We start from the raw sequence: 26,203 nt of genomic DNA on the forward strand, positions 1-26,203 counted from the left end.
TCAACCGAACGGGCGAACCCGTCAATTCCTAAATCCGGGAAAGTGCTTTACAACGCACACGGCAGGTACGACACGCGCTCATGGCGCTGCATAGCTTCCCGTGCCGTCCGGCCACGATGTCAGCAGTTCGAAGCCGTCGTCGGTCACGGCGACCATGTGCTCCCATTGCGCGGACAGCGAGCGGTCCTTCGTCGTCACCGTCCAGCCGTCGCGCGACTGCTGCGTGGCGGCGCGTCCGGCGTTGATCATCGGCTCGATCGTGAAGACGAGGCCCGGCTTCAGGCGCAGGCCCGCGCCGCGCTGACCGTAGTGCAGGACTTGCGGGTCTTCGTGATACACGCGGCCGATGCCGTGACCGCAGTACTCGCGCACCACCGAAAAGCCTTCGCGATGCGCGACGCTCTGAATCGCCGCGCCGACATCGCCGAGCGTCGCGCCCGGGCGCACTTCGCGCATGCCGGCGACCATCGCTTCGTAGGTCGTCTCGGTGAGGCGGCGCGCCTCCTGGCTCGGCGTGCCGGCGTAGTACATGCGGCTCGTGTCGCCGTAGTAGCCGTCCTTGATGATCGCGACATCGATGTTGATGATGTCGCCGTCCTTCAATTCCTTCGGGCCGGGAATGCCGTGGCATACGACATGATTCACCGATGTGCAGATCGTCTTCGGAAAGCCCATGTAACCGACGTTCGCGGGAATGGCCTTCAGTTCGTCGACGATGAATCGATTGCAGATGGCGTCGAGATCGTCGGTGGTGACGCCCGGGCGGACGTGTTCGGCGATCATCGCGAGGACTTCGGCGGCCATGCGGCCGGAGATGCGCAACTTTTCGATGTCGGCGGGTGTCTTGAGCGTGATGGCCATTGAGCAATGCGAATGGGTTCGTGCCGCCTCGCGCGCGCGTTTGCGCCGGTGTTCGAGAGGGGCGGCGCGCGAGGACAATGGGGCCGATGATAGCACTCCCGCGCCGGGTCGCCGCTTGGAAAGGCGCATGGGCACTGCATTTCGAGGCTTCGCGCACGTTGTTTTCGCACGCCGCGAGCGCGCCGTTCGCCCTTGTGATGCACACGCGTTTGTGTTTTAGTGACCCGTTTTCGAACTTGCCGAAGCACTATGAAACTACATCGATTTGCCCTGATTTGCGCCGTGCTGTCGGGCCTCGCCGCCTGCAGTTCGACGAGCGGTCCGGAGCTGCGTGCGTCGAAGCCCGTGATTCATGTTTCGTCGGCGCGGCCCGCATCGGATATATCGAGTTGTCTGCAACGCATGATTCCGTCGGCGCAGACGAGACGCGACCAGGGATCGACGGAGTTGCTGGTCGGGTCCAATGCGTGGCTCGTGACGCTCACACCTTCGGCGTATGGCTCGATCGTGAAGGTCCAACAGTCTTCGAGCGACGATGGCGGCGTGCCGGAACCGGAATTGCGCTTCGATATCGCGAGGTGCACGACCTGAGGGATGGCTCCGCTTCGACCAGGCGGAGCGCTAACGCAAAGTCCAAAATGGAGCTCAAAAGCAAAACCCCGCAAGTCTCACGACTTGCGGGGTTTTCAGTATCTTGGCGGAGAGGGTGGGATTCGAACCCACGGTACGGGAAAACCGTACGCCTGATTTCGAGTCAGGTACATTCGACCACTCTGCCACCTCTCCGGCTACCAACCGCGCTTCGCTTTCGCTCCACTTCGATCAGCCTTCACTGAGCGGGTCGTTGCTCAACGAAGAACGAAAGTATATCGAACCCTTCCGTTCTTTCCAAGCCCCTTTCTGAAAATAAACGTCACGCCGATGCGGAAACTTCGATTTTTTCGGCACCGCGCATGTACGGACGCAGCACCGCCGGAATCGTCACCGATCCGTCCGCGTTCTGGAAGTTCTCCAGCACCGCGACGAGCGTGCGGCCAACCGCCAGCCCCGAGCCATTCAACGTATGCACGAACTCCGGCTTGCCCTGCGCGTTGCGGAAGCGCGCCTGCATGCGACGCGCCTGGAACGCCTCGGTATTCGAGCAGCTCGAAATCTCGCGATACGTGTTCTGCGCCGGCAGCCACACTTCCAGATCGAACGTCTTCGCCGCGGAGAATCCCATGTCGCCCGTGCACAGCGTGATCACGCGATACGGCAGTTCCAGCTTCTGCAGAATCGTCTCCGCCTGCCCGACCATCTCGTCGAGCGCGGCGTACGAATGTTCCGGCGCCACGACCTGGACCATCTCGACCTTGTCGAACTGATGCTGGCGAATCAGGCCGCGCGTATCGCGTCCATACGAGCCCGCTTCGGAACGGAAGCACGGCGAATGCGCGGTCAGCTTCACCGGCAGCGCATCGGCTTCGAGGATGCTGTCGCGCACCGTGTTGGTGAGCGAGATCTCCGACGTCGAAATGAGATATTGCGTGACCGTGTTTTCGTCGCCGCCCTTCTCGACACGGAACATGTCGTCGGCAAACTTGGGCAACTGGCCCGTGCCATAGAGAATCTCCGGATTCACGATGTACGGCGTGTACGCCTCCGTGTAGCCGTGCTGCTCGGTGTGCGTGTCGATCATGAACTGCGCGAGCGCGCGATGCAGCCGCGCGATCGGCCCGCGCAGCAGCGTGAAGCGCGCGCCCGAGAGCTTCGCGCCGGTTTCGAAATCGAGGCCGAGCGGCGCGCCGACATCGACGTGATCCTTGATCTCGAAGTCGAACGAACGCGGCGCGCCCCAGCGCCGCACTTCGACGTTCTGCGTCTCGTCGTTGCCGACCGGCACGCTCTCGTGCGGCAGGTTCGGCACGGTCAGCATCAGGTCCGACAGACGCTTCTGGACATCGTCCAGCTTCGCCGCCGATTCCTTCATCGTGTCGCCGATGCCGCCCACTTCCGCCATCACCGCCGACGTGTCCTCGCCGCGGCCTTTCATCGCGCCGATCTGCTTCGACAGGCTGTTGCGGCGCGCCTGCAGCTCTTCGGTGCGAGTCTGAATGTCGCGGCGCTCGGCTTCGAGCGCGGCGAACGCCGTGACGTCGAGCGTGTAGCCTCGATCGGCGAGACGCTTCGCGACGCCGTCCAGGTCTTTGCGGAGGGTTTGGATGTCGAGCATGGCGGGGGCTGCTTTATCAAGTAATCGGAAACGCCGATTTTAGCGCAGGGGCATCGCGCGCCGGGCGGGATCGGCAATGCGCGTGGCGAAACGCCGTTTGTCCGGGCGCGAAACGAACGGCGTGGATTTCATCGTTTCTTGTCGTCGCGATGCTCGCGCCGCCAGGCTTCGTCGAGCTCGGCAAGCCGCGCGAGCTTCTCGCCGATCTTGCCTTCGAGCCCGCGCGGCGTCGGCTGATACCAGTACGGATCGCGCATGCCGTCGGGCAGATAGGTTTCGCCAGCCGCATACGCGTCGGGCTCGTCGTGCGCGTAGCGGTACTCGTGGCCGTAGCCCAGCTCCTTCATCAGTTTGGTCGGCGCGTTGCGCAGATGGACCGGCACGCCGCGCGACTGATCCTTGCCGACGAAGCGCCGCGCCTCGTTGTACGCGTTGTATCCGGCATTCGATTTCGGTGCGACGGCCAGATAGATGAGCGCCTGCGCGAGCGCCAGTTCGCCTTCCGGCGAGCCGAGCCGCTCGTAGGTTTCGGCTGCGTCGAGCGCGATGCGCGCGCCGCGAGGATCGGCCAGCCCGATATCCTCCCACGCCATGCGCACGATGCGCCGCGCCATGTAGCGCGGGTCCGCGCCGCCGTCGAGCATGCGGCAGAACCAGTAGAGCGCCGCGTCCGGATTGCTCCCGCGCACCGATTTGTGAAGCGCGCTGATCTGGTCGTAGAACGCGTCGCCGCCCTTGTCGAAGCGGCGCAGATTCTCCGCGAGCGCACTGCCGAGCAGCGTGCCGTCGACTTCGGTCTGCTTTTGCTGCGCCGCCGCGCGCGCGACGATCTCCAGATTGTTGAGCAGCTTGCGGCCGTCGCCGTCGGCGGAGCCGATCAGCGCGTCGCGGGCTTCGTCGGTGAAGGTGAGGCCGCCGAGTTCCTTCGTCGCGCGTTCGAGCAGTTCCTTCAGCTCGCCGGCGTCGAGACTCTTCAGCACGTACACCGCCGCGCGCGACAGCAATGCGCTGTTCACCTCGAAGGACGGATTCTCCGTCGTCGCGCCGACGAACACGAACAAGCCCGATTCGACGTGCGGCAAGAACGCATCCTGCTGGCTCTTGTTGAAGCGATGCACCTCGTCGACGAATACGAGCGTCTGATGCCCGTTCGCGCGATGGATCTGCGCCGTCTCCACCGCCTCGCGGATATCCTTGACGCCGGACAGCACGGCCGAGAGCGAGATGAACTGCGCGCGGAACGCATCGGCCATGAGGCGCGCGAGCGTGGTCTTGCCGACGCCGGGCGGGCCCCAGAGAATCATCGAATGCGCCTCGCCCGATTCGAACGCGACGCGCAGCGGCTTGGACTGTCCGAGCAGATGCTTCTGGCCGATCACGTCGTCGATGGTGCGGGGGCGCAGGCGCTCCGCAAGCGGAACGGTGCCACGGTTTTCTTCGAACATGTGCTGTGCGATGCAGATTGACGCAGTTGGGGGGATCGCGGCGATAATCTCGCGCTTCGAGAAGGCGCGGCGCGGCCGCAGAATCGGATCATTATGACAGCCTGACCGCGGCGAACCTCGCATGAACCGGGCCGCGCGCTTTTCTGACACCGCTTGAACAATATAAGGACGCAATCCGATGGGGCAAGAGCACACCACGAACGCCGCGGCGCACGGCGAAACTTCGACTTACGCGCCGCTCACGCCGGTGCCGCCCGAACGGCGCGCATTCGGCACGAGCGACGCCTTCGCGCTGTGGTTCTCGCTCGGCATCGGTCTCCTGGTCGCGCAGGCGGGCGCGCTGCTGGTGCCGGGATTGTCGCTTCCGCATGCGCTGGCGGCGATCGCCATCGGCACGGCGATCGGCGTCGTGCTGCTCGCGCTCGCGGGCGTCGTCGGCACGGATACGGGCCTCGCGGCGATGTCGTCGCTCAGGCCGACGCTCGGCGTGCGCGGCGCGTCGGTGCCGGCGGTGTTGAACGCGATCCAGCTCGTCGGCTGGGGCTCGTTCGAGATCATCGTGATGCGCGATTCCGCCGATGCCCTCGCGAAGCAGTCCTTCCATCTGTCGATGCCGCTCGTCTGGACGCTCATCTTCGGCGCGCTCGCGACGCTGCTCGCGGTGAGCGGACCGCTCTCCTTCGTGCGGCGCTTCCTGCGGACCTGGGGCATATGGCTGCTGCTCGGCGGCGCGGGCTGGCTCACGTGGAACCTGCTCGCGAAGCACGATCTCGCCGCGTTGATGGCGCGCCCCGGCACCGGCGAGATGGCGTTCGGCGCGGGCATCGATCTCGTCGTCGCGATGCCGCTGTCGTGGCTGCCTTTGATCGCCGACTACACGCGCTTCGGCAAGAGCGCGGGCGGCGCGTTCCGCGGCACGCTCCTCGGCTACGGTATCGCGAACCTGTGGTTCTATGCGCTCGGCGCGATCTACGGGCTCGCCGCGGGCGGCGGCGACGCGCTTCTCACGACCGCGTTCGCTCAGGCGGGCGGCGGTCTCGCGCTCTTCCTCATCCTGATCGATGAAACCGACAACGCTTTCGCCGATATCCACTCCGCCGCCGTATCGACGGGCACGTTCTGGGCGCGCGCGAGCGTGCCGATGCTCTCGTGCGCGTTCGGCGCGCTGTGCACGCTCGTCGCGCTCGTCGTCGAGATGGGCAAGTATCAGAACTTCCTGCTTCTGATCGGCTCGGTGTTCGCGCCGCTCTTCGGCGTCGTGCTGGCGGATCACTTCATCGTGCGGAAGCGCCGGATCGAGACGGCGGCGCTGGGGTCCGTCGAAGGGCGCTACGGCTTTTCAGGCGGCTGGCACGTGAGCGCGTTCATTGCGTGGGGTATCGGGATCGCGGCGTATCACGCGATCAATCAATGGCTGCCGAATCTCGGCGCGACGCTGCCCGCGCTCGCGCTCGGCGCGGTGTGTTATCTGTTGCTCGTGTCGGGAAGGCGCCGGGCTTACGCGTGACGCCAGCATGAGAAAAGCCGCCGGGTCGCGATGACGCCGGCGGCTTTTTCATATCAACCCGCGGAACTCCATCGCTGCTGCGCCGATGCGCGCGGCTCGCTGTGTTCTTCGACATCGCCCGCGGCCTCGCGCCGCGCAAGCCAGCGCACGCACACGAGCGAGAGCAGCGCGAAGGTCGAATAGAACAGCGCCATCGGCACCCAGCCCGGCGAATAGCGTTCGGCGAGCATCGTCGCGAAGAGCGGCGTGAGACCGCCCGCGATCGCGCCGCATACCTGATACGCCAGCGAGATCGCCGTGTAACGGATGCGCGCCGCGAACATCCCGGTGACGAACCCCGCGATCACCGCGTAATAGCCCGATTCGGCAAGCGTCGCGAGCCCGACGCCGAGCGTGACGGAAGCGAGCGTGCCCATCCGCACGAGCGGCAACATGATGAACGGCACGACGATCGCCCATACGGCCGCGACCGTCAGCACCCGCGCGGTGCCGAACCGCTGCGCGACGAACGCCGCGCCGAGCTGCACGAAGAACTGCAGCACGGCGACATAGAACATCGCGTCGAGGACCATCGAGCGATCCAGCGACAGATACTGCGTCGCGTAAGTGATCATGAAGATGTTGCTGAAGTACACGCCCGCGATGCCGTACACGTTCGCGCCCAGCACGACGAGCACGAGCCGCCACTGCTTCATCGTTTCCTTCAGCGGATGCTCGACGAGCTCGCGCTCTTCCTTCAACGCCTCGAACTCCGGCGATTCGTCGACGCCGGCGCGAATCACGAAGCCCACGGCGAGCAGCACGATGCTCGCGAGAAACGGCACACGCCAGCCCCACGACATGAAGTCCGCGTTGGGCAGCTTGCTCGCGACGCCGAACGCGAGAATCGACAGAATCAGGCCGCTCGCGCTGCCCAGTTGTGCGAACGATGCGAAAAACGTGCGCTTGCCTTCGGGCGCATGCTCGCCCGCGAGCAGCACCGCGCCGCCCCACTCGCCGCCGACCGCGACGCCCTGCAGCAGGCGCAGCACGATCAGCAGCACCGGCGCGATCGCGCCCGCTTGCCCGAACGTCGGCAGACAGCCGATCGCCACCGTCGACACGGCCATCAGCATGAGCGTGAGCATCAGCGAGCGCTTGCGTCCGACCCTGTCGCCGATATGCCCGAACAGCACGCCGCCGAGCGGCCGCGCGAAGAAGCCGATCGCGAACGTGCCGAACGACGCGAGCAGGCTCAGAAGCCGGCTTTCACCGGGAAAGAACAGCGGCCCGAACACGATGGCTGCGGCGGTCGCGTAGCTGTAGAAGTCGTACCACTCGATCGTGGTGCCGATGAACGAGGCAAGCGCCGCGCGCTTCGGTTGCGCGCGCGATGCGGTTTTCACTGCGGTCATGAAGCGATGTCTCCGTTATTGCTTTGATGTCGATGCAGGCGTGACGCGGTTATTTGGCCGCGCGATATTCGACGCCCGGCAGCACGCACAGCAGTTCGAACGCGAGGTTCGCGCCGAGCAGCGCGGTCGTGCCGAACGGGTCGTAAGGCGGCGCGACTTCCACCAGATCCGCGCCGACGATGTTCAGCCCGCGCGCGCCGCGCACGATTTCCAGCGCCTGCGGCACGGTCAAACCCGCGATCTCCGGCGTGCCCGTGCCGGGCGCGAACGCGGGATCGATGCCGTCGATATCGAACGTGATGTAGACGGGGCCGTCGCCCATCTGCGCGCGCACTTCTTCCATCAAGGGCGCGAGCGACCTGTTCCAGCACTCTTCCGTCTGCACGACGCGAAAGCCCTGCTCGCGGCACCAGTCGAAGTCGCCGGCTTCGTAACCCGTGCCGCGCAGCCCGATCTGCACGACGCGCGAGCAGTCGAGCAGGCCCTCTTCCACCGCGCGACGGAACGGCGTGCCGTGTGCGATCTTCTCGCCGAACATCGTGTCGTTAACGTCCGCGTGGGCGTCGACATGAATCAGTCCGACCTTGCCGTGCTTCGCGTGGATCGCGCGCAGGATCGGCAGCGCGATCGTGTGATCGCCGCCGAGTGTCAGCGGCTTGCAGTCGTGCTTCAGGATCTCGCGGTACGCACGCTCGATGCGGTCGATCGAATCGAGCAGGTTGTACGGATTGATCGCGACATCGCCGATATCCGCGACGCGCAGCGAATCGAACGGCGCGGCGCGCGTCGCCATGTTGTACGGGCGCAGCAGCACGGACTCGCCGCGCACCTGGCGCGGGCCGAAGCGCGCGCCGGTGCGGTTCGACGTGCCGAGATCGAACGGAACGCCGACGAAGCACGCGTCGAGCCCTTCGGCCGACTGGACGTGCGGCAGGCGCATCATGGTCGTGATGCCGCCGCAGCGGGGCATCTGGTTGCCGGAAAGCGGTTGCGGACGCTCGGCGCGCTGCTCGAGAAAATGCGAATCGAAGTGTTCGGCCGGGGCGAAAAGCGAAGATGTATTCATGGCGTCAGATGAATGTGCGTTGCGATGGGACAATTAATAGCCGCTTTCCCGAAAAGTTAAAATGGCGACGAAATTAACTTAACATCGATATTTATCGATGTATCGGCGGCGCGCCCATGTTCACTCACCTTTCCGATCTCGATCTGCGCCTGATCCGCGTGTTCCTCGCCATCGTCGATGCGGGCGGCGTGTCATCGGCGCAGGCGACGCTCAATGTCGGGCAATCGACCATCAGCACGCAACTCGCGACGCTCGAAACGCGGCTCGGCTACCGGCTCTGCGAGCGCGGGCGCGGCGGCTTCGCGCTGAGCTCGCGCGGCGAGCAGTTCGTCGACGCGTGCCGCACGCTGCTCGCGGCCATCGATACCTTCGATTCGACCGCGCGCAATGTCGGCAAGAAGCTCGTCGGCACGCTCACGCTCGGGATGATCGGCAATACGCCCGTCAGCGCGAACGCGCGCGTCAGTCAGGCGATCGCGCGTTTCCGGCAGCGCGACGAATCGGTGCGCTTCGCGGTGCTCGTGCGCTCGCCGGGCGAGCTCGAAGAGATGCTGCTGACCGAGCGCATCCAGATGGCGATCGGGTACTTCTGGCATCGCGTGCCGTCGCTCGAATACACCGAGATCTTCGCGGAAGATCAGCTTGCGTATTGCGGGCGCGGGCATCCGTTGTTCGATCGTGCGGGGCGTGTCGGCATCGCGCAGGCATTCGAGCACGACTGGGCGTGGCGCAGCTATCCACTGCCGGAAGCCGGGGAACTCGCCCCGCGCAAGATCGGCGCGGTCGCGGACAATATGGAGGCGGTCGCGATGCTCGTGCTATCGGGCCGCCATCTCGGCTATCTGCCCGAACATTTCGCCGCGCCGTATGTGAAGGAAGGTTTGCTCGCGCCGCTGAACCCGAACGCGATGCGCTATCGCGTCGCGTTTCAGATGGTCACGCGCGCGGAGCGGACGAGCGGCACGAAGCGTGAAATCGTGGCGGCCTTCGTCGAGGACATGCAGGCCGCGCACGCCTGATGCGCGCGGCCCGAACGCGCCGCGCGACGAAGCATCAGCCGTTGATCACGTCCGCGCCCTTCGGCACGGTGAACTTGAAGGTATCGCTCTTGATGGGCGGGTTCTTCTGGATATTCGAAAAAGTCAGCAACGTGACGTTGCCAAACACGTCGTGCAATTCCATTGCCTGCAGGTTGCCGTCCTTGAAGCCGATGCCGACCGTCTCGAACTGCGTGTCCTTCGCCTTCGGCGTGAGTTCGAGCCAGTCGATGCCGCCCTTCTCGCCCGCATCGCGCAGATTGAAGTTCTTCTCCAGATCGTTGCTGCCGAAGAGAATCGCCGCGGGGCTCGCGCCCAGCGCGCCGCCGAGCGTGCGCACGGTGACCTGGTTCAGATCCTTGTCGTAGACATAGAGCTTGTCGCCGTCGGCCTGCAGGATTTGCGAATACGGCTTCTGATACGACCAGATGAACTTGCCCGGCCGCGCGAACATGAACGTGCCGCTGGACGTCGCGCCCTTGGTCGGCACCAGCGTCGAGGTCGCGCCGTTATTCGCCTTGCCGGGCGCCTTGATTTCCTGCTGCGTGAAGTCGCCGCGCGCCGCGCGGACTTGCGAAACGAACGCCCTCAATTGCTCCGTGCCGCTCGCGAAGGCATGCGATGCGACCAGCATCGACGCCGAAAACATCGCGGTGCCGACGACCTTCAACAAACTGCGCCCCGTAAACTGCTTCATGCTTATGTTCTCCATGTAACGCGCGGTCATTCCGCGTCGCGCGCCGGCGTCAGGATTTCGCGGTTGCCGTTGGACGACATCGCCGACACGAGTCCCGAGTTCTCCATCTGTTCGAGCAGCCGCGCCGCGCGGTTGTAGCCGATACGCAGATGCCGCTGCACGAGCGAAATCGACGCACGCCGGTTCTTGATCACGACCTCGACCGCCTGATCGTACAAAGGATCGGACTCGCCGTCGGCGCCGCCGGTTCCGCCCGCGCCCGCCGAGCCTTCGTCGCCGTCGCCCGCGAGGCCGCCTTCGAGAATACCCTCGATATAGTTCGGCTCACCCTGCTCCTTCAGCTTGTCGACCACGCGATGCACTTCCTCGTCCGACACGAACGCGCCGTGCACGCGCACCGGCAGGCCGCTGCCAGGCGGCAGATAGAGCATGTCGCCCATGCCGAGCAGCGACTCGGCGCCCTGCTGGTCGAGAATCGTGCGCGAGTCGATCTTCGACGACACCTGGAACGCCATGCGCGTCGGCACGTTCGCCTTGATGAGTCCGGTGATCACGTCGACCGAGGGACGCTGCGTCGCGAGAATCAGGTGGATGCCCGCCGCGCGCGCCTTTTGCGCAATGCGCGCGATCAGCTCTTCGACCTTCTTGCCGACGACCATCATCAGGTCGGCGAGCTCGTCGATCACGACGACGATGTTGGGCAGGCGCGTGAGCGGCTCGGGCTCGTCGGGCGTGAGGCTGAACGGGTTCGGAATTTTTTCGTCGCGCTTCTTCGCTTCATCGATCTTCGTGTTGAAGCTCGCGAGATTGCGCACGCCCATCTTGCTCATCAGCTTGTAGCGGCGCTCCATTTCGGCGACCGCCCAGTTGAGCGCGTGGCCGGCCTGCCGCATGTCGGTGACCACCGGGCACAGCAAGTGAGGAATCCCTTCGTAGACGCTCATTTCGAGCATCTTCGGATCGATGAGGATGAGGCGCACCTGATCCGCGCTCGCCTTGTAGAGCAGCGAGAGGATCATCGCGTTGATGCCGACGGACTTGCCCGAGCCCGTGGTGCCCGCGACGAGCAGGTGCGGCATCTTGGCGAGATCGGCGCAGACCGGATTGCCGCCGATGTCCTTGCCGAGGCCCATCGTCAGCGGCGAAGCGCCGTTCGCATAGACCTCGGAGCCGAGAATTTCGGAGAGCTTGACCGTCTGACGGCGCTGGTTCGGCAATTCGAGCGCCATGAAGTTCTTGCCCGGGATCGTCTCGACGACGCGGATCGACACGAGCGACAGCGAACGCGCCAGATCCTTCGCGAGCCCGACGATCTGGCTGCCCTTCACGCCCGTCGCCGGCTCGATTTCATAGCGCGTGACGACCGGCCCCGGATACGCGGCGACCACGCTCACCTCGACGCCGAAGTCCTTCAGCTTCTTCTCGATGAGACGCGACGTGTATTCGAGCGTGTCCGCCGCGATCGTTTCCTGCGTCTTCGGCGGCGGATCGAGCAGCGCCAGCGGCGGCAAGGTGGAATCGCCCGGAAGATCCTTGAAGAGCGGCACCTGTTTTTCCTTCTCGGCGCGTTCGGAGCGCGCGGGAGCGGGCGCGGCGGGCACGATCATCACCGGCTCGTGATCCTCGCTCTTCTCGCGCGAGCGCACGACCTTGCCTTCGCGCTTCGATGCGGCCGCCTCGCCGAGCTTGCGGTCGCGTCCCGCCTCGCGGCGCAGTTGCGCGCCCGTGATCGCGTTGAGAATGCCGTCGCCGACCTTCTCGCATACGGAGAGCCACGAAAAACGGAAATAGAGCGAGAGGCCGATCGCGAGCGCGATCAGCAAAAACAGCGTCGCGCCGGTGAAGCCGAGCGCATGCGAAACGTGGCGTGCGACCACGTCGCCGACGACGCCGCCCGGCGCGCGCGGCAACTGCACCTTGAGCGACCACATGCGCAGCGCCTCGATGCCGTCGCTCGCGAGCAGCACGAGCACGAAGGCGAACGCTTCGGCGAGCCAGGTGCGGTCCTTGGGTGCGTCTTCATCGACGACGGGCGGCTGCGCGGTGTGCTGAATGAGGCGTCTGTAATTCGTGACGATGCGCCGCGCGAGCAGCACGATCAGCCAGTACGAAGACAGCCCGAAGACGAGCAGCAGGATGTCGGACGTGTACGCCCCGACGCGCCCTGCCCAGTTCGCGATGTGATCGACGCTGACCGCGTGGGTCCAGCTCGGATCCTTGCGGCTATACGAGAGGAGCGCCATGACGAGGAACAGCCCGAGCGCAACCTGGAGGATCCAGCGAATCTCGGTGAAAAGCCGCGACATGCGGTGCGGCAATGCCTGCGGGCTCGCGGAATAAGTAGCTTTGGCCATTGATTCGGTGTCGCTTGGTGTCGCCTTCTTGCGGCTCGCGCCTCTACGCGCAGGCCGCATGGAACGGTGGCCTATTGTAAACGCTGCATTGCGGTGAAAGGCGCAAAACCGGGCGCGTTCTTGCAACCTGTAACACTCGTCACGCGCTCGTCATGCCGTGGTTCCGGTCGGGTGCGGCTATCAATCCGATTGAAAGGTTCATTCGGAAGGCTTTTTCCGCCGCCTTTATAATCCTGCTTTTGCACCTAAATACGGTTCATCGGAAGCGCCGGGCGTCGATATTGTCGCGTTGCGGGCAATCGGCCAGACGCCGCGGCGCGCGCATCCGTGACCATCAATAACGGACCATCATCATGTCTTCGCCCAAACACGCCAAAGTGCTGATTCTCGGTTCCGGCCCCGCCGGCTACTCCGCCGCCGTCTATGCCGCGCGCGCGAACCTGTCGCCGCTGCTCATCACCGGCCTCGCGCAAGGCGGCCAGCTGATGACCACCACGGATGTCGAGAACTGGCCGGCGGACCCGTCGGGCGTGCAAGGCCCCGAGCTGATGCAGCGTTTCGAAGAGCACGCGCGCCGCTTCAACACCGAGATCGTGTTCGATCACATCCACACCGCGAAGCTCAACGAACGGCCGTTCCGCCTGATCGGCGATTCGGGCGAGTACACCTGCGATTCGCTCATCATCGCGACGGGCGCATCGGCCCAGTATCTCGGCGTGCCGTCTGAAGAAGCCTTCATGGGCAAGGGCGTGTCGGCCTGCGCAACCTGCGACGGCTTCTTCTATCGCAACGGCGAAGTCGCGGTGATCGGCGGCGGCAATACAGCCGTCGAGGAAGCGATCTATCTCGCGGGCATCGCGAAGAAGGTGACGGTCGTGCATCGCCGCGACAAGTTCCGCGCCGAGCCGATTCTCATCGACCGCCTGCTCGCGAAGGAAAAAGAAGGCGTCGTCGACATCAAGTGGAATCACGTGCTCGACGAAGTCACTGGCGACGCTTCCGGCGTCACCGGTCTGCGCGTCAAGGACACGCAGTCGGGCCAGACGACCGACATCGCGCTGCAAGGCGTGTTCGTCGCGATCGGCCACAAGCCGAACACCGATCTCTTCGTGAACCAGCTCGAGATGAAGAACGGCTACATCATCACGAAGGGCGGCACCACCGGCGACGCGACCGCGACGAGCATCCCCGGCGTGTTCGCGGCGGGCGACGTGCAGGATCACGTCTATCGCCAGGCGATCACGAGCGCGGGCACCGGCTGCATGGCCGCGCTCGACGCGCAGCGCTATCTCGAAACCATCGACGAAACGCCGACGCCGCATTCGATGAGCCACGAAGCGGACCGCTGATCGGGCGGTGTCCCCGCAAGCGCGAAAAGGCGCGGCGAGCCGTTAAAATGAAGGTCGCCCGCGCTTGACGCACTCCGGCTGCCGACTCCCGCCGGATGTGCGGGCACAACGGGCCACGGTTCATGCCGCCGGCCCGTTTTCGTTTCGATTTCCGCTGGCCGAACGATGCCGAAGAATCTCCCCCACCCGAACGAACCGAAAGTCCGCCGCAAGGAAGCGCCGCGCCCGGCTGCGCTCCCGGAAACGAAACCGGCCGATGCGCGCGATGTCGCCGCCGCCGTCAAACGCGACGGTCTGTCGGGTTTGTCGTCGCTCAAGAGCGCACTGAAGGCCGATGCCGCGAAGCGCGAAGTGCAACGCGTCGCGGCTGCGCGCGCAGAACGCGAAGCGGTTGCGGACGCCGACGAATTCCGCCGCGCGATAGGCGAAGTCGAGCCGCTCAAGACGCCGCCGCGCACCACCGTCACACGCGTGCCGCCGCCGCCCGTGCCGCTGCAAAGCCGCCGCGACGAGGAAGCCGTGCTGCAGGAAGCGCTCTCCGACGAATACGACCCGGAAAGCCTGCTCGACATCGACGAAACGCTGTCTTACTACCGGCCCGGCATCAGCCAGGAAGTCGTCAGGAAGCTGCGGCGCGGCGCCTGGATCGTGCAGGCGCAGCTCGATCTGCACGGCATGCGCCGCGAGGAGGCGCGCGAGGCGCTGGCGGAGTTCATCCGCGAATCGGTGAAGCGTGGACTGCGTTGTCTGCGCGTGATTCACGGCAAGGGGCTCGGCTCCATCGGCAAGGAGCCGGTGCTGAAGGGCAAGGTGCGCGCGTGGCTCGTGCAGAAGTCGGAAGTGATCGCCTTCTGTCAGGCGCGGCCGCACGACGGCGGCGCGGGCGCGGTGCTCGTGCTGCTGCAGCCGGGCGGCGCGCCGCGGCATCACAATCATCCGCAGGACAAGGCCCAAGGCGGGGGCCTCGGCAAGTTCCACGATCCGGGGCCGGACGGTGCATCCTAGACTCAGCCTCGCCATCGCCGTCATGGAAGCGCTCGCGATTTTCGCGTACGCCTTCTCCGGGCTCATCGAAGCGCGCAAGCGCCGGCTCGACGCGGTCGGCGCGTTTCTCGTCGCGCTCGCGACCGCGTTCGGCGGCGGCACGGTGCGCGACGTGCTGCTCTCGCGCCGCCCTTTCTACTGGGTCGAGCATCAGGAGTACGTGCTCTTCATCCTGGCGATGGCGATTTTCGCGCCGCTCTTTCTGCGCGTCACGTCACGGCTCTTCGATCAGCGCGCGCTCCTCGTCACCGATGCGATCGGGCTCGGCCTCTTCAGCGTGTCGGGCACGTCGATCGCGCTCGACGCGCAGATGCCCGCCTTCACCGCGACGATGATGGGCGTCGTCACCGGCGTATTCGGCGGCGTTCTGCGCGACGTGCTGTGTAACGAGATTCCGCTGATCCTGCGCGACTCACGCCCCTACGCGGTCTGCGCGTTCGCCGGCTGCTGGATCTATCTCGGGCTCGAGCGGCTCGACGTCGACACGATCTACAACGTGCTGCTGTCGACGGCGTTCATCCTGATCGCGCGTCTCATCACCTTCAAGCTCGATATCCGCCTGCCTCACTAGCGCACGAGCCCGGCGCGGCGCGGTGCGCGAAACAGGCGGGAAAACCCTTCCATTTGCTACAATCGCGTAGTTTTCTAGCCCCGCATCCGGCCGCGATGCAGCCCGCTCCGGTCGCCATCACGCACACAGAACATGAACATCGAGCAAGCGCGTTTCAACATGATCGAGCAACAGATTCGTCCGTGGGAAGTGCTGGACCAGGACGTGCTGAACCTGCTCGCGATCGTCAAGCGCGAGAACTTCGTTCCCGCCGCGTACCGCAACATCGCTTTCGCGGACCTCGAAATCCCGCTGCCCGGCGGCGAGCGCATGCTCTCGCCCAAGGTCGAGGCGCGCATCCTGCAGGAGCTCGCGGTGCACAAGGGCGAAACCGTGCTGGAAATCGGCACCGGTTCGGGCTACATGGCGGCGCTGCTCGCGCATCGCGGCCGCAGCGTGACGACGGTCGAAATCTCGCCGGAGCTCGCCGGGTTCGCGATGCAGAACCTCGCGGCGAACGGCGTGACGAATGTCGAAGTAATCACCGGCGACGGCGCGCTCGGCTGGGATCAGGGCGCGCCTTACGACGTGATCTGCGTGTCGGGCGGCCTTCCGGTCATGCCGCAGGAATTTCTTGAGCAACTGAAGATCGGCGGCCGCATCGCGGCGTTCGTCGGCGGCGCGCCGGTCATGAAGGCGCAAATCATCACGCGCGTGGACGAAAAGCAGTTCCGCGTGTCGGATGTGTTCGAGACACTCGTCGCGCCGCTGAAGAACGCGGTGCATCCGTCGCAGTTCAAGTTCTAAGCTGAAAGCGCGTTGCCGGCCGTGTCCGGCATCGCGCGTCTTGCCGGAATCTCCATGCAAAATCTCACCGCACCCGAACTCGCCGCATGGCTCGCGGACGCCTCGCGCCCCGCTCCCGTTTTGCTCGACGTGCGCGAGCCCTGGGAAATCCAGACGGCGAAGTTGAACGACATCGTGGCGATCCCGATGCGCGACATCCCCGCGCGCAGCGAGGAACTCGACGACGAAGCGCAGATCGTCTGCATCTGCCATCACGGCGCACGCAGCGCGCAGGTCGCGATGTTCCTGGAATCGCGCGGCTTCACGAAGATGTTCAACCTGTACGGCGGCATCGACGCATGGTCGCGTCAGGTCGACCCGTCGGTCCCCACGTATTGATCTCGCGCGCGGCTCGCTCGCTCATCCCTCGCTCGACCACAGCGCCGTGCCGCGTGCCGAGAAGATGACGAGATAGCCGTTCGGCAGCACGTTCGCGAAGGCGCCCGGATTGCCCGACGTGTGCGTCTGCCAGACCATCGCGCCATTGCTGTCGTACATCGCCAGATTGCCGTCCTCCTGCATGCGGACCTCGACGCCCGGCGTGCCGCTCACCTGCGATGACCAGATCGTCGCGCCGTTCTTCACGGCGACGAGATAACCGTCGCTGCGCAAGTTCACCTGCACGCTTCCGCTGCACGCCGCGACCGATCCGCCCACCGCGATGCCCTCGCCCGCCCCGAGACGCCCGCACGCCGTCGGCGCGTTGATCGGCGGCAGGGCGGCGAACCAGCCCAGATCGACGGCATTGGCGATCGCCTGCATGCCGGCGTCGTCCGGATGCAGATCGTCGCCGCTGTTGTAGGCGCGCGCGTACGCGGTGGAGTTTTCCGCGCCCACCGGATTGCCCAGCGCCGCGGCCTGATCGAGCACGGCGTCGCAGCCGCTGCTCTTGCCGCGAAGGTACGCGTTCACCGTCTGGCGCGTGTTCTCGATGTCGGGCGTCCATTCGTCCAGGCCCTGAAAGGGCGTGAGCGTCGAGCAGATCAGGCCCACTCGCGCGGCGCTCGCTTGCTGGACGAGTTGCTGATACGCGCCGATGAGCTGCTGCGCGCTCGGCGGATTGCCCCCGATGAGATTGTTCACCGCATCGTCGGAGACGATCACCCACTTCACATTGGGCTGCGCGAGCACGTCGCGGGCGAAGCGCGTAAGTCCGGCCTGGCCCGAGCCGTTGGTGAAAAAATCGTTGCCGCTGATGCCCTGATTCAGCACGCCGACCGTCATTCCCGCGCGAACCAGCCGTTCCGCGAGCCGGTTCGGCCAGCGCCGGTTCGTGTTGGGCGTGGACGCGAAGCCGTCCGTGATCGACGCGCCGAACGTCACCACAGCGCCCGTCGCGGCGGCGTTCATCACGTCGACATTGGTGAGGAAGTAATACGACTGCTCGCCCGCGGCATTCACGACGCCGCCCGCGAACGACGGGTCCGCGCTGACGTCGCCGGGCGCGATCCAGTTGTCCTGCAAGCCTTCGACATGCCCCGTCGCTCCCGGCTGGGTCTGCGACGGAATGTGGAAGCTCACGGCGATATCGGCGAGCGCCGGCACCTGAAACGGGATGGCGTCGGTCTGCACCGTGCCGCCAGCGGGAATCGTCACGTAGGGCTGGCCGTTGAAGGTCGCGGCCTTGTCGGTGCCGGCGATCGTCCTCGCGCCGCTCGAACGTCGCGCGATATGCACATCGCCGAGCGTGACCGGCTTCGAGCCGAACAGATTGGAAAACGTCAGCCGCGCCGCCGTGCCGCCGATGCTCGTATGCACGATGTGCCGAATCGTCTGATTGTTGAAGCCCGGATCCGCCGTGACGTCAGGCGCGGCTGCCCACGTTCCGGTCCACGGAGCGGTCGTGATGACCCCTTGCGCGAAATAATGCGACGTATCCGGCCAGGACAAAAAAACGACGAGCGCCAGGCCGACGAGCTTGCGTAACCCTCGTTTCACGTCCGTCTCCCTGGTTCGATCTTCGAATTGGTGGAAGGAAACTAGACCACGTCGAGCGCGCCGCCGTCGTACGCTAACGTACAGACAAGGTCAAACCGCTATTCTTGAAAGCCAAAAAAACGAAAGCCGCATGAAAGTTTCTCTCATGCGGCCTTTTTCCGAACGGTGAACGAGACGCGGATCAGACGACGTTCATCGCCAGCGCGCTCGCGCGGTAATGCTCCGCCGCCTTTTCGGTGTCGCCCAGTTGTTCGTGCAGACGCGCGAGCGCGCGGTGCGTGCGGATTTTTAGCGGCTCGTTGTCGGCGAGTTTCAGCGCCGATTCGAGGAACGCCTGCGCCTTGCCCCACAACTGCTGATGCAGGCACAACCGTCCGAGCGTGAAAAGCAGATCGGCGTCTTCGCTGCGCTCCTTCTGCCACGCTTCGGCGCGCTGAATCAGCGGGAACGCGTCGCCGCCGACGATGCAATCCGGATAGCGCCGCAGAAGCCGTGCGTCCCAGTTGTGCGCGAGCGCATCTTCGACGATTTTCTTCGCATCCGCGCGACGGTCGAGCGCGATCAACAGTTCAGCGGCGAGATCGGCGAGACGCGGTGACTGCCGCTCGGTCGCCGACAGCGATTGCCACAACTCGAGCAGCGCATCCGGATTATGACGGCGGTCGCGCAGCAGATTTTCGGCCGCGACCTGACGCAGCCGCACCGCGACGGCCGGATGCAGCGCCTCGCGCTTTTCCAGCATACGCACGAGCTTCAGCACCTCGCCCCAGTTCTTCAACTGCTGCTGTGCGCGCAACGCGATTTGTTGCGCGTGGATGCGCCGGCCGCCCTGCGCCTGCATTTCAGTCAACGCGACGAGCGCGCCATCGGCGTCGCGGCCATCGGCGCGCATGTCGGCGGTCGCCATCAGACGCGCGTCCTGCCAGTCCGCACCGGACACCTGCGCGAGCCATTCGTCGCGGCGCGCGTATTCGTGCAGACGGTGCGCCGCGTTCGCGCCGATAAGACCGGCCGCGCCCTTGTTCTGGTCGACGGAGAGCGCGTCACGCGCGGCCTTTTCCGCCTTCGTGAAGCGCCCGGCGTAGAGATGCCCGACCGCATCGCGCAACGACGCGTTCGCCTTCGCCAGCTTGCTGCGCGCACGGTACGCGGCGACGCGCGACGGCATTTTCCACACGCCCCGCGCCGCCCGGATGATCGCGTACAGCACGATGAACAGCACGACGAGCGTCACCGCGAACAGGTTCAGCGACATGTCCACGCGATACGGCGGGATCACGAGCAGGATCTGCCCGCCGTTGAAGCCGCCGACCGTCGCGACGATCACCGCGACGGCGAACAGCAGCGCGAGCCAGATGAGTCCACGAATCGTCATCATCCGCCTCGCTTGAACTGATGGACGGCGGCGAGGCTGGCGTTCAGGTTCGGCACGGCGACGGCGAGCGACGCCTGATCGACCTGCTTCACGAGATCGCGCACGGCCTGCACTTTTCTGGACGACGCATCGAAGTAGCGCGCGAGCGCGGCGTCGGCGGCGTGCAGATCGGACTTGAGCGTCGGCTCGCTGCGCGACAGGAGCGACAGACGCGCGGACAAGAGGCGCAGCTTCACGTTCTCGCGCACGAAGTAACCCTGATCGGGCGACGCGAGCATCGCATCGGCATTGTCGATCCGGCGCACCGACACGAGGCTCGACAACTGCTGGCCGATGCCGTTCGTGATCTGATGCCACAGCACCTTCCAGCGCGGCTCGCCGGTCGCCGCCGCGATCGAAGCGCTGTTGGCCGGCTCGGCGGCCTGCGCGCGGGCGCGTGTGATCGGCGCTTCGCCCGAGAGCGGCAACTGGTCGATCTGGTCGATGGCCGTATCGAGCTTGATGGCGAGACCGGTGAGATCGGTCGTGGGCGTGGCCTTCAGCTTGTCCATGTCCTGCGCGATCGCCTTGCGGATTGCGACGACCTGCGGGCCGGTGGTCGCGGCAAGACGCGTATCGGCGCTTTGCAGCGCGAACAGCGCGAGCTGCACGTTGCCGGTCAGTTGCAACTGCTGGCTCGCGCTCGACAGAATCTGCTCGACCTCGGCGACGGTCCAGTCGTCGCGATTGCTCGCGAGATCCTGATATTGCTGCTGCAGCGCCTGACTGTGCGCTTCGGCGTCGGCGAGCTTGCCTTGCAACTGGATGATCTGGGTGTTCAGCGCGCTGGTCGCGCTCGCCGCCTGATCGGCCTTCGCGCGCAAGTCGCCGTTCTGCTCCTCGGACTGGGCGAGCCGCTGAGTCAATTGCGCGTCGGCACGGTCGAACTTGCGGTTCAGGACGAAGGCGCCCGCGCCCGCCGCCACCGCCAGAATGACGACGACGAACCACAACAACACGATGCCCGCGCCGCCGCGCCGCTTCTGCTGCTCGAAAGGCGTGAAGGGCGTGTTCGGCGGCAAGGGCGGTGTCACGTTCGGCTGAGGTGAAGCTTTCTTGGAATCGTTCGAATCAGTCATGCGTGATTGAGCCGTTTGGTGGGCCGGCGCGGTGGCCGGATGCGCGTCCGTCGGCGCGGATGAGGAATGGTTCGAGCTCGATGCGCTCGCTCGTGCGTGAGCCTCCGTGTCGCGTGAAGTCGCTGCCTGCGCGGTCGCGGCGGCGGTGTCGAGCGCAAACAGCGCTGCCAGCGAGTGTGCGATACGTTCGTCGCCCGCGCCGGACACCGTAATCCTATCAAAACCCGCTCCCCGCGCGGCTTCGGCGATGCGCGGATGCGGGCACACGAGCGGGGTGCGTTTGAGCAGCACGATTTCGTCGGCGGTGAGATGCTCGTGCGCGAGTTCGGCGAGATTGCGCACGCCTTCGGAACTCGTCAGCAGCCATGCGTGCGGCTTTCCCGCGAGCAGTTCGTGGATGCGCTCCCACTTTTGCATCGACGGCTCGGGCAGCACGCGGCGATACGCGGCGGCTTTCTCGACTTGCGCGCCCGCTTCGCTCAGCCGCTCGGCGAGCCATTCGCGGCCGCCGTCGCCGCGCACGATCAGCACGCGCTTGCCTTCGAGACCGTTCGTGCCGAAATGCGCTTCGATCGCGGTGTAGAGCGCTTCGGAGTCGAAGCGAGGATCGGCTTCTTCCGTCGACGGACTGATCACGCGATGCGACGACGGATGCACGCCCTGCCGCGCGAGCGCCGCGACCGATCCCGGCCCGACGACCGCGACGGGCAGGTCCGCGGGCCACGGCGCGCCGAGCCGGCTGAACGCATGATCGATTGCATTCGGCGACACGAACACGACGAGCGCGTAACGCGCGGCCGCTTCGGGCGGAAGAAAGAGCTCGTCGAGCGCGGCGCGCAGCGGTGCGTCGTCGGCGACGGACGCGATATCGATGAGCGGAAATTCCAGCGTCTCGAAGCCGGCATGCGCGAGCCGCGCGAGCAAATCGGCCGACTGTCCGTCCGGACGCGTGACGACGACGGTGGCGCGGCGCTCGCTCGCCATCAGGACTTCGGCCCCGAGGGCGCCGTGTTCGGGCCATCGGCGCGGCTCATCGTCGTGAGCGCATTGACGATGTCCATCGCGCCTTGCGCTTCGAGATCCGCCGACACGCGCTGGCCGAGCGCGAGCGCGGCGGCGAGATCGGGCGCCTTTACGCTTTCCTCCGCGCGCAAGACGCGCTTGCCGTCGGGCATCGACACCGCGCCGCGCAGATGCAGCGCGCCATCGCGCCATACGGCGTGCGCCGCGAGCGGCACTTCGCAACTGCCGCCGAGCGCGCGCGACACCGCGCGTTCCGCCTCGACCGCGAGCGCAGTGCTTGCGTCGTGCAAAGGCGCGAGCCACGCGGCGAGATCGGCGCGATCCGCGCGAATTTCGATGCCGAGCGCGCCCTGCCCCGCCGCCGGCAAGCTCTCCGACGGATCGAGCAACGCGCGGATGCGCGCTTCGAGGCCGAGCCGCTTCAATCCGGCCGCCGCGAGAATGATCGCCGCGTACTCGCCGCGATCGAGCTTGGACAGGCGCGTATCGAGATTGCCGCGCAACGGACGCACGTCGAGGTGCGCAAAGCGCGCGCGGATCATCGCCTCACGGCGCAGGCTCGACGTGCCGACGATGCTCCCCGCCGGCAACGCTTCGAGCGATGCATAGTGCGGCGACACAAAGGCGTCGCGCGGATCTTCACGCTCCAGAATGGCGCCGAGCGCGAAGCCTTCGGGCAACTCCATCGGCACGTCTTTCAGCGAATGCACGGCGAGATCGGCGCGGCCATCGGCGAGCGCGGCTTCCAGTTCCTTGACGAACAAACCCTTGCCGCCGACCTTCGATAACGTGCGATCCAGAATCTGATCGCCGCGAGTCGTCATTCCGAGGATTTTCACGTCGCAAGATGGATATAATTTGTGCAGCGCACACCGCACATGCTCGGCCTGCCACATCGCCAGCCGGCTTTCCCGCGAAGCGATGGTTATGCTCGCGGGCGGTGTCGTTGAATGCGTCTCGGAATTCATTGATGCTCGATCGAATGACGGGATGGATGAATAGACATTAGCGAACAATGGTAGCACGCACGCCAAGGTCCACTGACACACAGGCAGCGCGCGAGAGCCTTGTCCGATGCGCCTTTCGGGGCGCCCGCGGTGCGTTTGCACCGGCCTGATCGACGGCGCGAGCCGCTTCGGCCGCGATGAACGCTTCGGGGCGCGAAGAATGCCGCGGGATGCTGTCGCCGGTTTGACGCACGGCCGTTCGCCCGGCCCGAGTTGCCCTGTTTGATGCGGCGCCCGTCCGGGTTGTCGTATCGCGTCGATGTGCCCTGGTTTCGCAGCTTTCGAGAGGAACCCAACGTGACGTCTTCTGGATCGGCTCGCCCGGCGCGCCGCAACGCCGCATTGCCCAAGTCTTCCTCCTCCGACGCGCCGCGCCCGGCGTCGTCGCCCATCGTCACGACGAAGGCCGCCACGGCCGTGAAGGCATCGAAGGCGGCCATCGCGCCGAAACCGAGGCCCGGCATCAAGGCCGCGACCAAGCGCGTCGCGACCAAGACGAAAGCGCCGCGCGCCAACGGCGCGGCCGCCGCGAAGCCCGCCAGCCGAACGCGCGACGACAAGGACCGCCCGCTCTTCGAGGACATCCGCTTCCTCGGACGCCTGCTCGGTGAAGTGCTGCGCGAACAGGAAGGCGACGCCGTGTTCGACGTGGTCGAGGCCATTCGTCAGACGGCCGTGAAGTTCCGCCGCGAGGACGATGTCGAAGCTTCGCAGACGCTCGAAAAGAAACTGCGCGCGCTGTCGCCGGAACAGACGGTGTCGGTGGTGCGCGCGTTCAGCTACTTTTCGCATCTCGCGAATATCGCGGAGGACCGGCATCACAATCGCCGCCGCCGCATTCACGCGCTCGCGGGCTCGGGTTCGCAGCCGGGCACCATCGCGTATGCGATCGAGCGCATGCGCGAGCACAAGAACATCAGCGCGACGCGCAAGCTGCTCGAGAAATTTTTCGGCGATGCGCTGATCGTGCCCGTCCTCACCGCGCACCCGACCGAAGTCTCGCGCAAAAGCATTCTCGACGCGCAACACGACATCGCGCGCCTGCTCGCCGAACGCGATCAGGAACTGACCGCGCGCGAACGGGCGCAGAACGAGGCCGTGCTGCGCGCGCGGGTGACGTCGCTGTGGCAGACGCGCATGCTGCGCGATGCGCGCCTCTCGGTCACCGATGAAATCGACAACGCGCTGTCCTACTATCGCGCGACCTTCCTCGCGGAAATTCCCGCGCTCTACGCCGATATCGAAGGCGCGCTCGCGGAGCACGGCCTGCCGGTGCGCCTGCCGCCGTTCTTCCAGATGGGAAGCTGGATCGGCGGCGACCGCGACGGCAATCCGTTCGTCACCGGCGAAACGCTCGAAACCGCGATCACGCGTCAGGCGATCGTGATCTTCGAACACTATCTCGAAGAGACGCACAAGCTCGGCGCGGAGTTGTCGGTGTCGAACCTGCTGGCCGGATCGAGCGATGCATTGAAGCTGCTCGCCGATGCCTCGCCCGATCAGTCGCCGCATCGCACGGACGAGCCGTATCGGCGTGCGCTCATCGGCATGTACACGCGGCTCGCGGCGAGCGCGCGCGTGCGGCTCGGCGAGGGCGTCGTCACCGTGCGCAGCGCGGGTCCGGGCGCGCCGCAGATTCGCGCGACGCCCTACGCGGATGCGTCCGAATTCGTGCGCGACCTGCACGTGCTGATCGATTCGCTCGCGGAGCATCACGGCGCGTCGATGTCGATCCTGCGCTTGTCGCCGCTCGCGCGCGCCGCCGAAGTGTTCGGCTTTCATCTCGCGAGCATCGACTTGCGGCAAAGCTCGGATATTCACGAAGCCGTCGTCGGCGAACTGCTCGCGCGCGCGGGCGTGGCCGCCAATTACGCCGCGCTTTCCGAAGAACAGAAGCGCGAAGTGCTGCTGAAGGAACTCGCGCAGCCGCGCCCGCTGCGTCTGCCTTACGCGCAATATTCCGATCTCGCGAAGAGCGAGCTCGGCGTGCTCGAAGCGGCCCGCGAGACGCGCGCGAAATTCGGCGCGCGCGCGGTGCGCAACTACATCATCTCGCACACGGAAACCGTCAGCGACTTGCTGGAAGTCATGCTGCTGCAGAAGGAAACGGGCGTGCTGCAAGGCTGCCTCGGCGCCAAGGACGATGCCCCGCGCGACGGCCTGATGGTGATTCCGCTCTTCGAGACCATCGCCGACTTGCGCAACGCGCCCGTCATCATGGGCGAGTTCTTCGCGCTGCCGGGCATCGACAAGCTGATCGACAATCAGGGCAACGAGCAGGAAGTGATGCTCGGCTATTCGGACAGCAACAAGGACGGCGGTTTTCTTACGTCGAACTGGGAGCTGTATCGCGCGGAGCTGGCGCTGGTCGCGCTGTTCAAGGAACGCGGCACGACGCTGCGCCTCTTTCATGGCCGGGGCGGCACGGTCGGACGGGGCGGCGGCCCGACCTACCAGGCGATTCTGTCGCAGCCGCCCGGCACCGTCGACGGGCAAATCCGCCTCACCGAGCAAGGCGAAGTGATCGCGAGCAAGTTCGGCAATCCGGAAATCGGGCGACGCAATCTGGAGACGGTCGTCGCCGCGACGCTCGAAGCCTCGCTCCTGCCGCACGAGAACGCGCCCGCGCAACTGCCGCAATTCGAAGCGACGATGCAGACGCTGTCGGATTCGGCGATGTCGGCGTATCGCGCGCTCGTCTACGAGACGCCCGGCTTCACCGACTACTTCTTCCTGTCGACGCCGATTTCGGAGATCGCGGAGCTGAACATCGGCAGCCGGCCGGCGTCGCGCAAGCTGCAGGACCCGAAGCAGCGCAAGATCGAGGACCTGCGCGCGATTCCGTGGGGCTTCTCGTGGGGCCAGTGCCGTCTGCTGCTGACGGGCTGGTACGGCTTCGGCAGCGCCGTGACCGCGTATCTCGACAAGGCCGGCTCCGACGACGAACGCGCGAAGCGCCTCGCGACGCTGCGCAAGATGTACAAGACGTGGCCGTTCTTCAAGAACCTGCTGTCGAACATGGACATGGTGCTCGCGAAGACCGATCTCGCGGTCGCATCGCGCTATGCGCAGCTCGTCACCGACAGGAAGCTGCGCAAGAGCGTGTTCGACAAGATCGTCGCCGAGCATGCGCGCACGTGCGACGTGCTCGCCGAGATCACCGGAAAGATCGATCGTCTCGCGGATAACCCGCTGCTCGCGCGCTCGATCAAGAACCGCTTTCCGTATCTCGACCCGCTCAATCACTTGCAGGTGGAGTTGCTGAAGCGCCACCGCGCGGGCGATCAGAACGTGCGCTTGCGCCGCGGGATTCACCTGACGATCAACGGTATCGCGGCGGGATTGCGCAATACGGGTTGAGGCCGGACGGCGTCGCGCCC

At 65.7% G+C, this 26,203-nt stretch carries 20 protein-coding genes and 1 tRNA gene; 9 read left to right on the forward strand and 12 right to left on the reverse strand.

Features of this window, described 5'->3' with window-relative positions:
* Nucleotides 1–78: 78 nt before the first annotated feature.
* On the reverse strand, nt 79–861 hold the full coding sequence (map, locus tag U4Y90_RS03670; RefSeq protein ID WP_321792259.1) for a type I methionyl aminopeptidase: 783 nt from the start codon (nt 859–861) through the stop codon (nt 79–81).
* A gap of 249 nt (nt 862–1,110) precedes the next feature.
* Here map and U4Y90_RS03675 point away from each other — a divergent pair, with 249 nt between their 5' ends.
* Nucleotides 1,111–1,452, forward strand: coding sequence for a hypothetical protein (locus tag U4Y90_RS03675; protein WP_321792261.1), 342 nt, complete (start codon nt 1,111–1,113; stop codon nt 1,450–1,452).
* Between the two features lie 104 nt (nt 1,453–1,556).
* Here U4Y90_RS03675 and U4Y90_RS03680 read toward each other — a convergent pair.
* From U4Y90_RS03680 to U4Y90_RS03690, 3 genes are all read right to left on the reverse strand, one after another.
* Nucleotides 1,557–1,647 (reverse strand) — tRNA-Ser (locus tag U4Y90_RS03680).
* A gap of 127 nt (nt 1,648–1,774) precedes the next feature.
* Entirely contained in the window at nt 1,775–3,073 is a 1,299-nt protein-coding gene (gene serS, locus U4Y90_RS03685; RefSeq protein WP_321792263.1) for a serine--tRNA ligase, read from the reverse strand.
* Between the two features lie 128 nt (nt 3,074–3,201).
* Nucleotides 3,202–4,518: a replication-associated recombination protein A gene (locus U4Y90_RS03690; RefSeq protein WP_321792265.1), complete on the reverse strand. Its 1,317-nt coding sequence runs from the start codon at nt 4,516–4,518 to the stop codon at nt 3,202–3,204.
* A gap of 178 nt (nt 4,519–4,696) precedes the next feature.
* Between U4Y90_RS03690 and cytX the strand changes: the two genes are divergently transcribed.
* Complete coding sequence (gene cytX, locus U4Y90_RS03695) at nt 4,697–6,025, forward strand: putative hydroxymethylpyrimidine transporter CytX (protein ID WP_321792267.1); 1,329 nt, start codon at nt 4,697–4,699, stop codon at nt 6,023–6,025.
* A gap of 53 nt (nt 6,026–6,078) precedes the next feature.
* On the opposite strand, the gene U4Y90_RS03700 is transcribed toward cytX, so the two are convergent.
* Both U4Y90_RS03700 and speB read right to left on the reverse strand, forming a co-directional pair.
* Nucleotides 6,079–7,419 (reverse strand): MFS transporter, encoded by a 1,341-nt coding sequence (locus tag U4Y90_RS03700; RefSeq protein WP_321792269.1) that lies wholly within the window; start codon nt 7,417–7,419, stop codon nt 6,079–6,081.
* 49 nt (nt 7,420–7,468) lie between these two features.
* A complete protein-coding gene (speB, locus tag U4Y90_RS03705) occupies nt 7,469–8,485 on the reverse strand; it encodes an agmatinase (RefSeq protein WP_321792271.1) in 1,017 nt (338 codons plus the stop codon).
* 116 nt (nt 8,486–8,601) lie between these two features.
* Between speB and U4Y90_RS03710 the strand changes: the two genes are divergently transcribed.
* Nucleotides 8,602–9,504, forward strand: a complete 903-nt coding sequence (locus U4Y90_RS03710) for a LysR family transcriptional regulator (RefSeq protein WP_321792273.1) — start codon at nt 8,602–8,604, stop codon at nt 9,502–9,504.
* Between the two features lie 34 nt (nt 9,505–9,538).
* Here the strand turns inward: U4Y90_RS03710 and lolA are convergent, their stop codons facing one another.
* Both lolA and U4Y90_RS03720 read right to left on the reverse strand, forming a co-directional pair.
* Nucleotides 9,539–10,219 (reverse strand): outer membrane lipoprotein chaperone LolA, encoded by a 681-nt coding sequence (gene lolA, locus U4Y90_RS03715; protein WP_321792274.1) that lies wholly within the window; start codon nt 10,217–10,219, stop codon nt 9,539–9,541.
* A gap of 26 nt (nt 10,220–10,245) precedes the next feature.
* Nucleotides 10,246–12,573, reverse strand: coding sequence for a DNA translocase FtsK (locus tag U4Y90_RS03720; protein WP_321792276.1), 2,328 nt, complete (start codon nt 12,571–12,573; stop codon nt 10,246–10,248).
* A gap of 353 nt (nt 12,574–12,926) precedes the next feature.
* Between U4Y90_RS03720 and trxB the strand changes: the two genes are divergently transcribed.
* The 5 genes from trxB to U4Y90_RS03745 all read left to right on the forward strand — a co-directional run bounded on the left by trxB (nt 12,927) and on the right by U4Y90_RS03745 (nt 16,701).
* Nucleotides 12,927–13,922: a thioredoxin-disulfide reductase gene (trxB, locus tag U4Y90_RS03725; RefSeq protein ID WP_415749285.1), complete on the forward strand. Its 996-nt coding sequence runs from the start codon at nt 12,927–12,929 to the stop codon at nt 13,920–13,922.
* 165 nt (nt 13,923–14,087) lie between these two features.
* Complete coding sequence (locus U4Y90_RS03730; protein ID WP_321792278.1) at nt 14,088–14,927, forward strand: Smr/MutS family protein; 840 nt, start codon at nt 14,088–14,090, stop codon at nt 14,925–14,927.
* Nucleotides 14,917–15,537, forward strand: a complete 621-nt coding sequence (locus U4Y90_RS03735; RefSeq protein ID WP_321792280.1) for a trimeric intracellular cation channel family protein — start codon at nt 14,917–14,919, stop codon at nt 15,535–15,537. Before U4Y90_RS03730 ends, U4Y90_RS03735 begins: the two co-directional genes overlap by 11 nt.
* A 132-nt stretch (nt 15,538–15,669) precedes the next feature.
* The gene (locus tag U4Y90_RS03740; protein ID WP_321792282.1) at nt 15,670–16,323 is read left to right on the forward strand and encodes a protein-L-isoaspartate O-methyltransferase; all 654 of its coding nucleotides are present in this window, start codon (nt 15,670–15,672) and stop codon (nt 16,321–16,323) included.
* Nucleotides 16,324–16,377: 54 nt separating this feature from the next.
* Complete coding sequence (locus U4Y90_RS03745) at nt 16,378–16,701, forward strand: rhodanese-like domain-containing protein (protein WP_321792283.1); 324 nt, start codon at nt 16,378–16,380, stop codon at nt 16,699–16,701.
* Nucleotides 16,702–16,722: 21 nt separating this feature from the next.
* On the opposite strand, the gene U4Y90_RS03750 is transcribed toward U4Y90_RS03745, so the two are convergent.
* The 4 genes from U4Y90_RS03750 to hemC form a co-directional block, all read right to left on the reverse strand.
* A complete protein-coding gene (locus U4Y90_RS03750; RefSeq protein ID WP_321792285.1) occupies nt 16,723–18,300 on the reverse strand; it encodes a GDSL-type esterase/lipase family protein in 1,578 nt (525 codons plus the stop codon).
* A 181-nt stretch (nt 18,301–18,481) separates the two neighbouring features.
* On the reverse strand, nt 18,482–19,675 hold the full coding sequence (locus U4Y90_RS03755; RefSeq protein WP_321792589.1) for a heme biosynthesis protein HemY: 1,194 nt from the start codon (nt 19,673–19,675) through the stop codon (nt 18,482–18,484).
* Entirely contained in the window at nt 19,675–21,777 is a 2,103-nt protein-coding gene (hemDX, locus tag U4Y90_RS03760) for a fused uroporphyrinogen-III synthase HemD/membrane protein HemX (RefSeq protein ID WP_321792287.1), read from the reverse strand. The genes U4Y90_RS03755 and hemDX overlap by 1 nt, the downstream gene beginning before the upstream one ends.
* The gene (gene hemC, locus U4Y90_RS03765) at nt 21,777–22,784 is read right to left on the reverse strand and encodes a hydroxymethylbilane synthase (RefSeq protein ID WP_321792289.1); all 1,008 of its coding nucleotides are present in this window, start codon (nt 22,782–22,784) and stop codon (nt 21,777–21,779) included. Before hemC ends, hemDX begins: the two co-directional genes overlap by 1 nt.
* Nucleotides 22,785–23,120: 336 nt before the next feature.
* Here hemC and ppc point away from each other — a divergent pair, with 336 nt between their 5' ends.
* Entirely contained in the window at nt 23,121–26,183 is a 3,063-nt protein-coding gene (gene ppc / locus U4Y90_RS03770) for a phosphoenolpyruvate carboxylase (protein WP_321792291.1), read from the forward strand.
* The last annotated feature ends 20 nt before the right edge of the window (nt 26,184–26,203 follow it).

The sequence above is a fragment of the Caballeronia sp. J97 genome, assembly GCF_905220305.1.
In the GTDB taxonomy this organism is placed as follows: Bacteria; Pseudomonadota; Gammaproteobacteria; order Burkholderiales; family Burkholderiaceae; genus Caballeronia.

What these genes read in the sequence shown, in the direction of transcription:
- U4Y90_RS03745 (WP_321792283.1), top strand. Translation starts at nt 16,378, where the DNA reads ATGCAAAATCTCACCGCACCCGAACTCGCCGCATGGCTCGCGGACGCC.
- U4Y90_RS03710 (WP_321792273.1), top strand. Translation starts at nt 8,602, where the DNA reads ATGTTCACTCACCTTTCCGATCTCGATCTGCGCCTGATCCGCGTGTTC.
- lolA (WP_321792274.1), bottom strand. Translation starts at nt 10,219, where the DNA reads ATGAAGCAGTTTACGGGGCGCAGTTTGTTGAAGGTCGTCGGCACCGCG.
- hemC (WP_321792289.1), bottom strand. Translation starts at nt 22,784, where the DNA reads ATGAATTCCGAGACGCATTCAACGACACCGCCCGCGAGCATAACCATC.
- U4Y90_RS03755 (WP_321792589.1), bottom strand. Translation starts at nt 19,675, where the DNA reads ATGACGATTCGTGGACTCATCTGGCTCGCGCTGCTGTTCGCCGTCGCG.
- cytX (WP_321792267.1), top strand. Translation starts at nt 4,697, where the DNA reads ATGGGGCAAGAGCACACCACGAACGCCGCGGCGCACGGCGAAACTTCG.
- U4Y90_RS03730 (WP_321792278.1), top strand. Translation starts at nt 14,088, where the DNA reads ATGCCGAAGAATCTCCCCCACCCGAACGAACCGAAAGTCCGCCGCAAG.
- serS (WP_321792263.1), bottom strand. Translation starts at nt 3,073, where the DNA reads ATGCTCGACATCCAAACCCTCCGCAAAGACCTGGACGGCGTCGCGAAG.
- U4Y90_RS03700 (WP_321792269.1), bottom strand. Translation starts at nt 7,419, where the DNA reads ATGACCGCAGTGAAAACCGCATCGCGCGCGCAACCGAAGCGCGCGGCG.
- U4Y90_RS03720 (WP_321792276.1), bottom strand. Translation starts at nt 12,573, where the DNA reads ATGGCCAAAGCTACTTATTCCGCGAGCCCGCAGGCATTGCCGCACCGC.
- map (WP_321792259.1), bottom strand. Translation starts at nt 861, where the DNA reads ATGGCCATCACGCTCAAGACACCCGCCGACATCGAAAAGTTGCGCATC.
- U4Y90_RS03690 (WP_321792265.1), bottom strand. Translation starts at nt 4,518, where the DNA reads ATGTTCGAAGAAAACCGTGGCACCGTTCCGCTTGCGGAGCGCCTGCGC.
- speB (WP_321792271.1), bottom strand. Translation starts at nt 8,485, where the DNA reads ATGAATACATCTTCGCTTTTCGCCCCGGCCGAACACTTCGATTCGCAT.
- U4Y90_RS03740 (WP_321792282.1), top strand. Translation starts at nt 15,670, where the DNA reads ATGAACATCGAGCAAGCGCGTTTCAACATGATCGAGCAACAGATTCGT.
- hemDX (WP_321792287.1), bottom strand. Translation starts at nt 21,777, where the DNA reads ATGGCGAGCGAGCGCCGCGCCACCGTCGTCGTCACGCGTCCGGACGGA.
- trxB (WP_415749285.1), top strand. Translation starts at nt 12,927, where the DNA reads ATGTCTTCGCCCAAACACGCCAAAGTGCTGATTCTCGGTTCCGGCCCC.
- U4Y90_RS03675 (WP_321792261.1), top strand. Translation starts at nt 1,111, where the DNA reads ATGAAACTACATCGATTTGCCCTGATTTGCGCCGTGCTGTCGGGCCTC.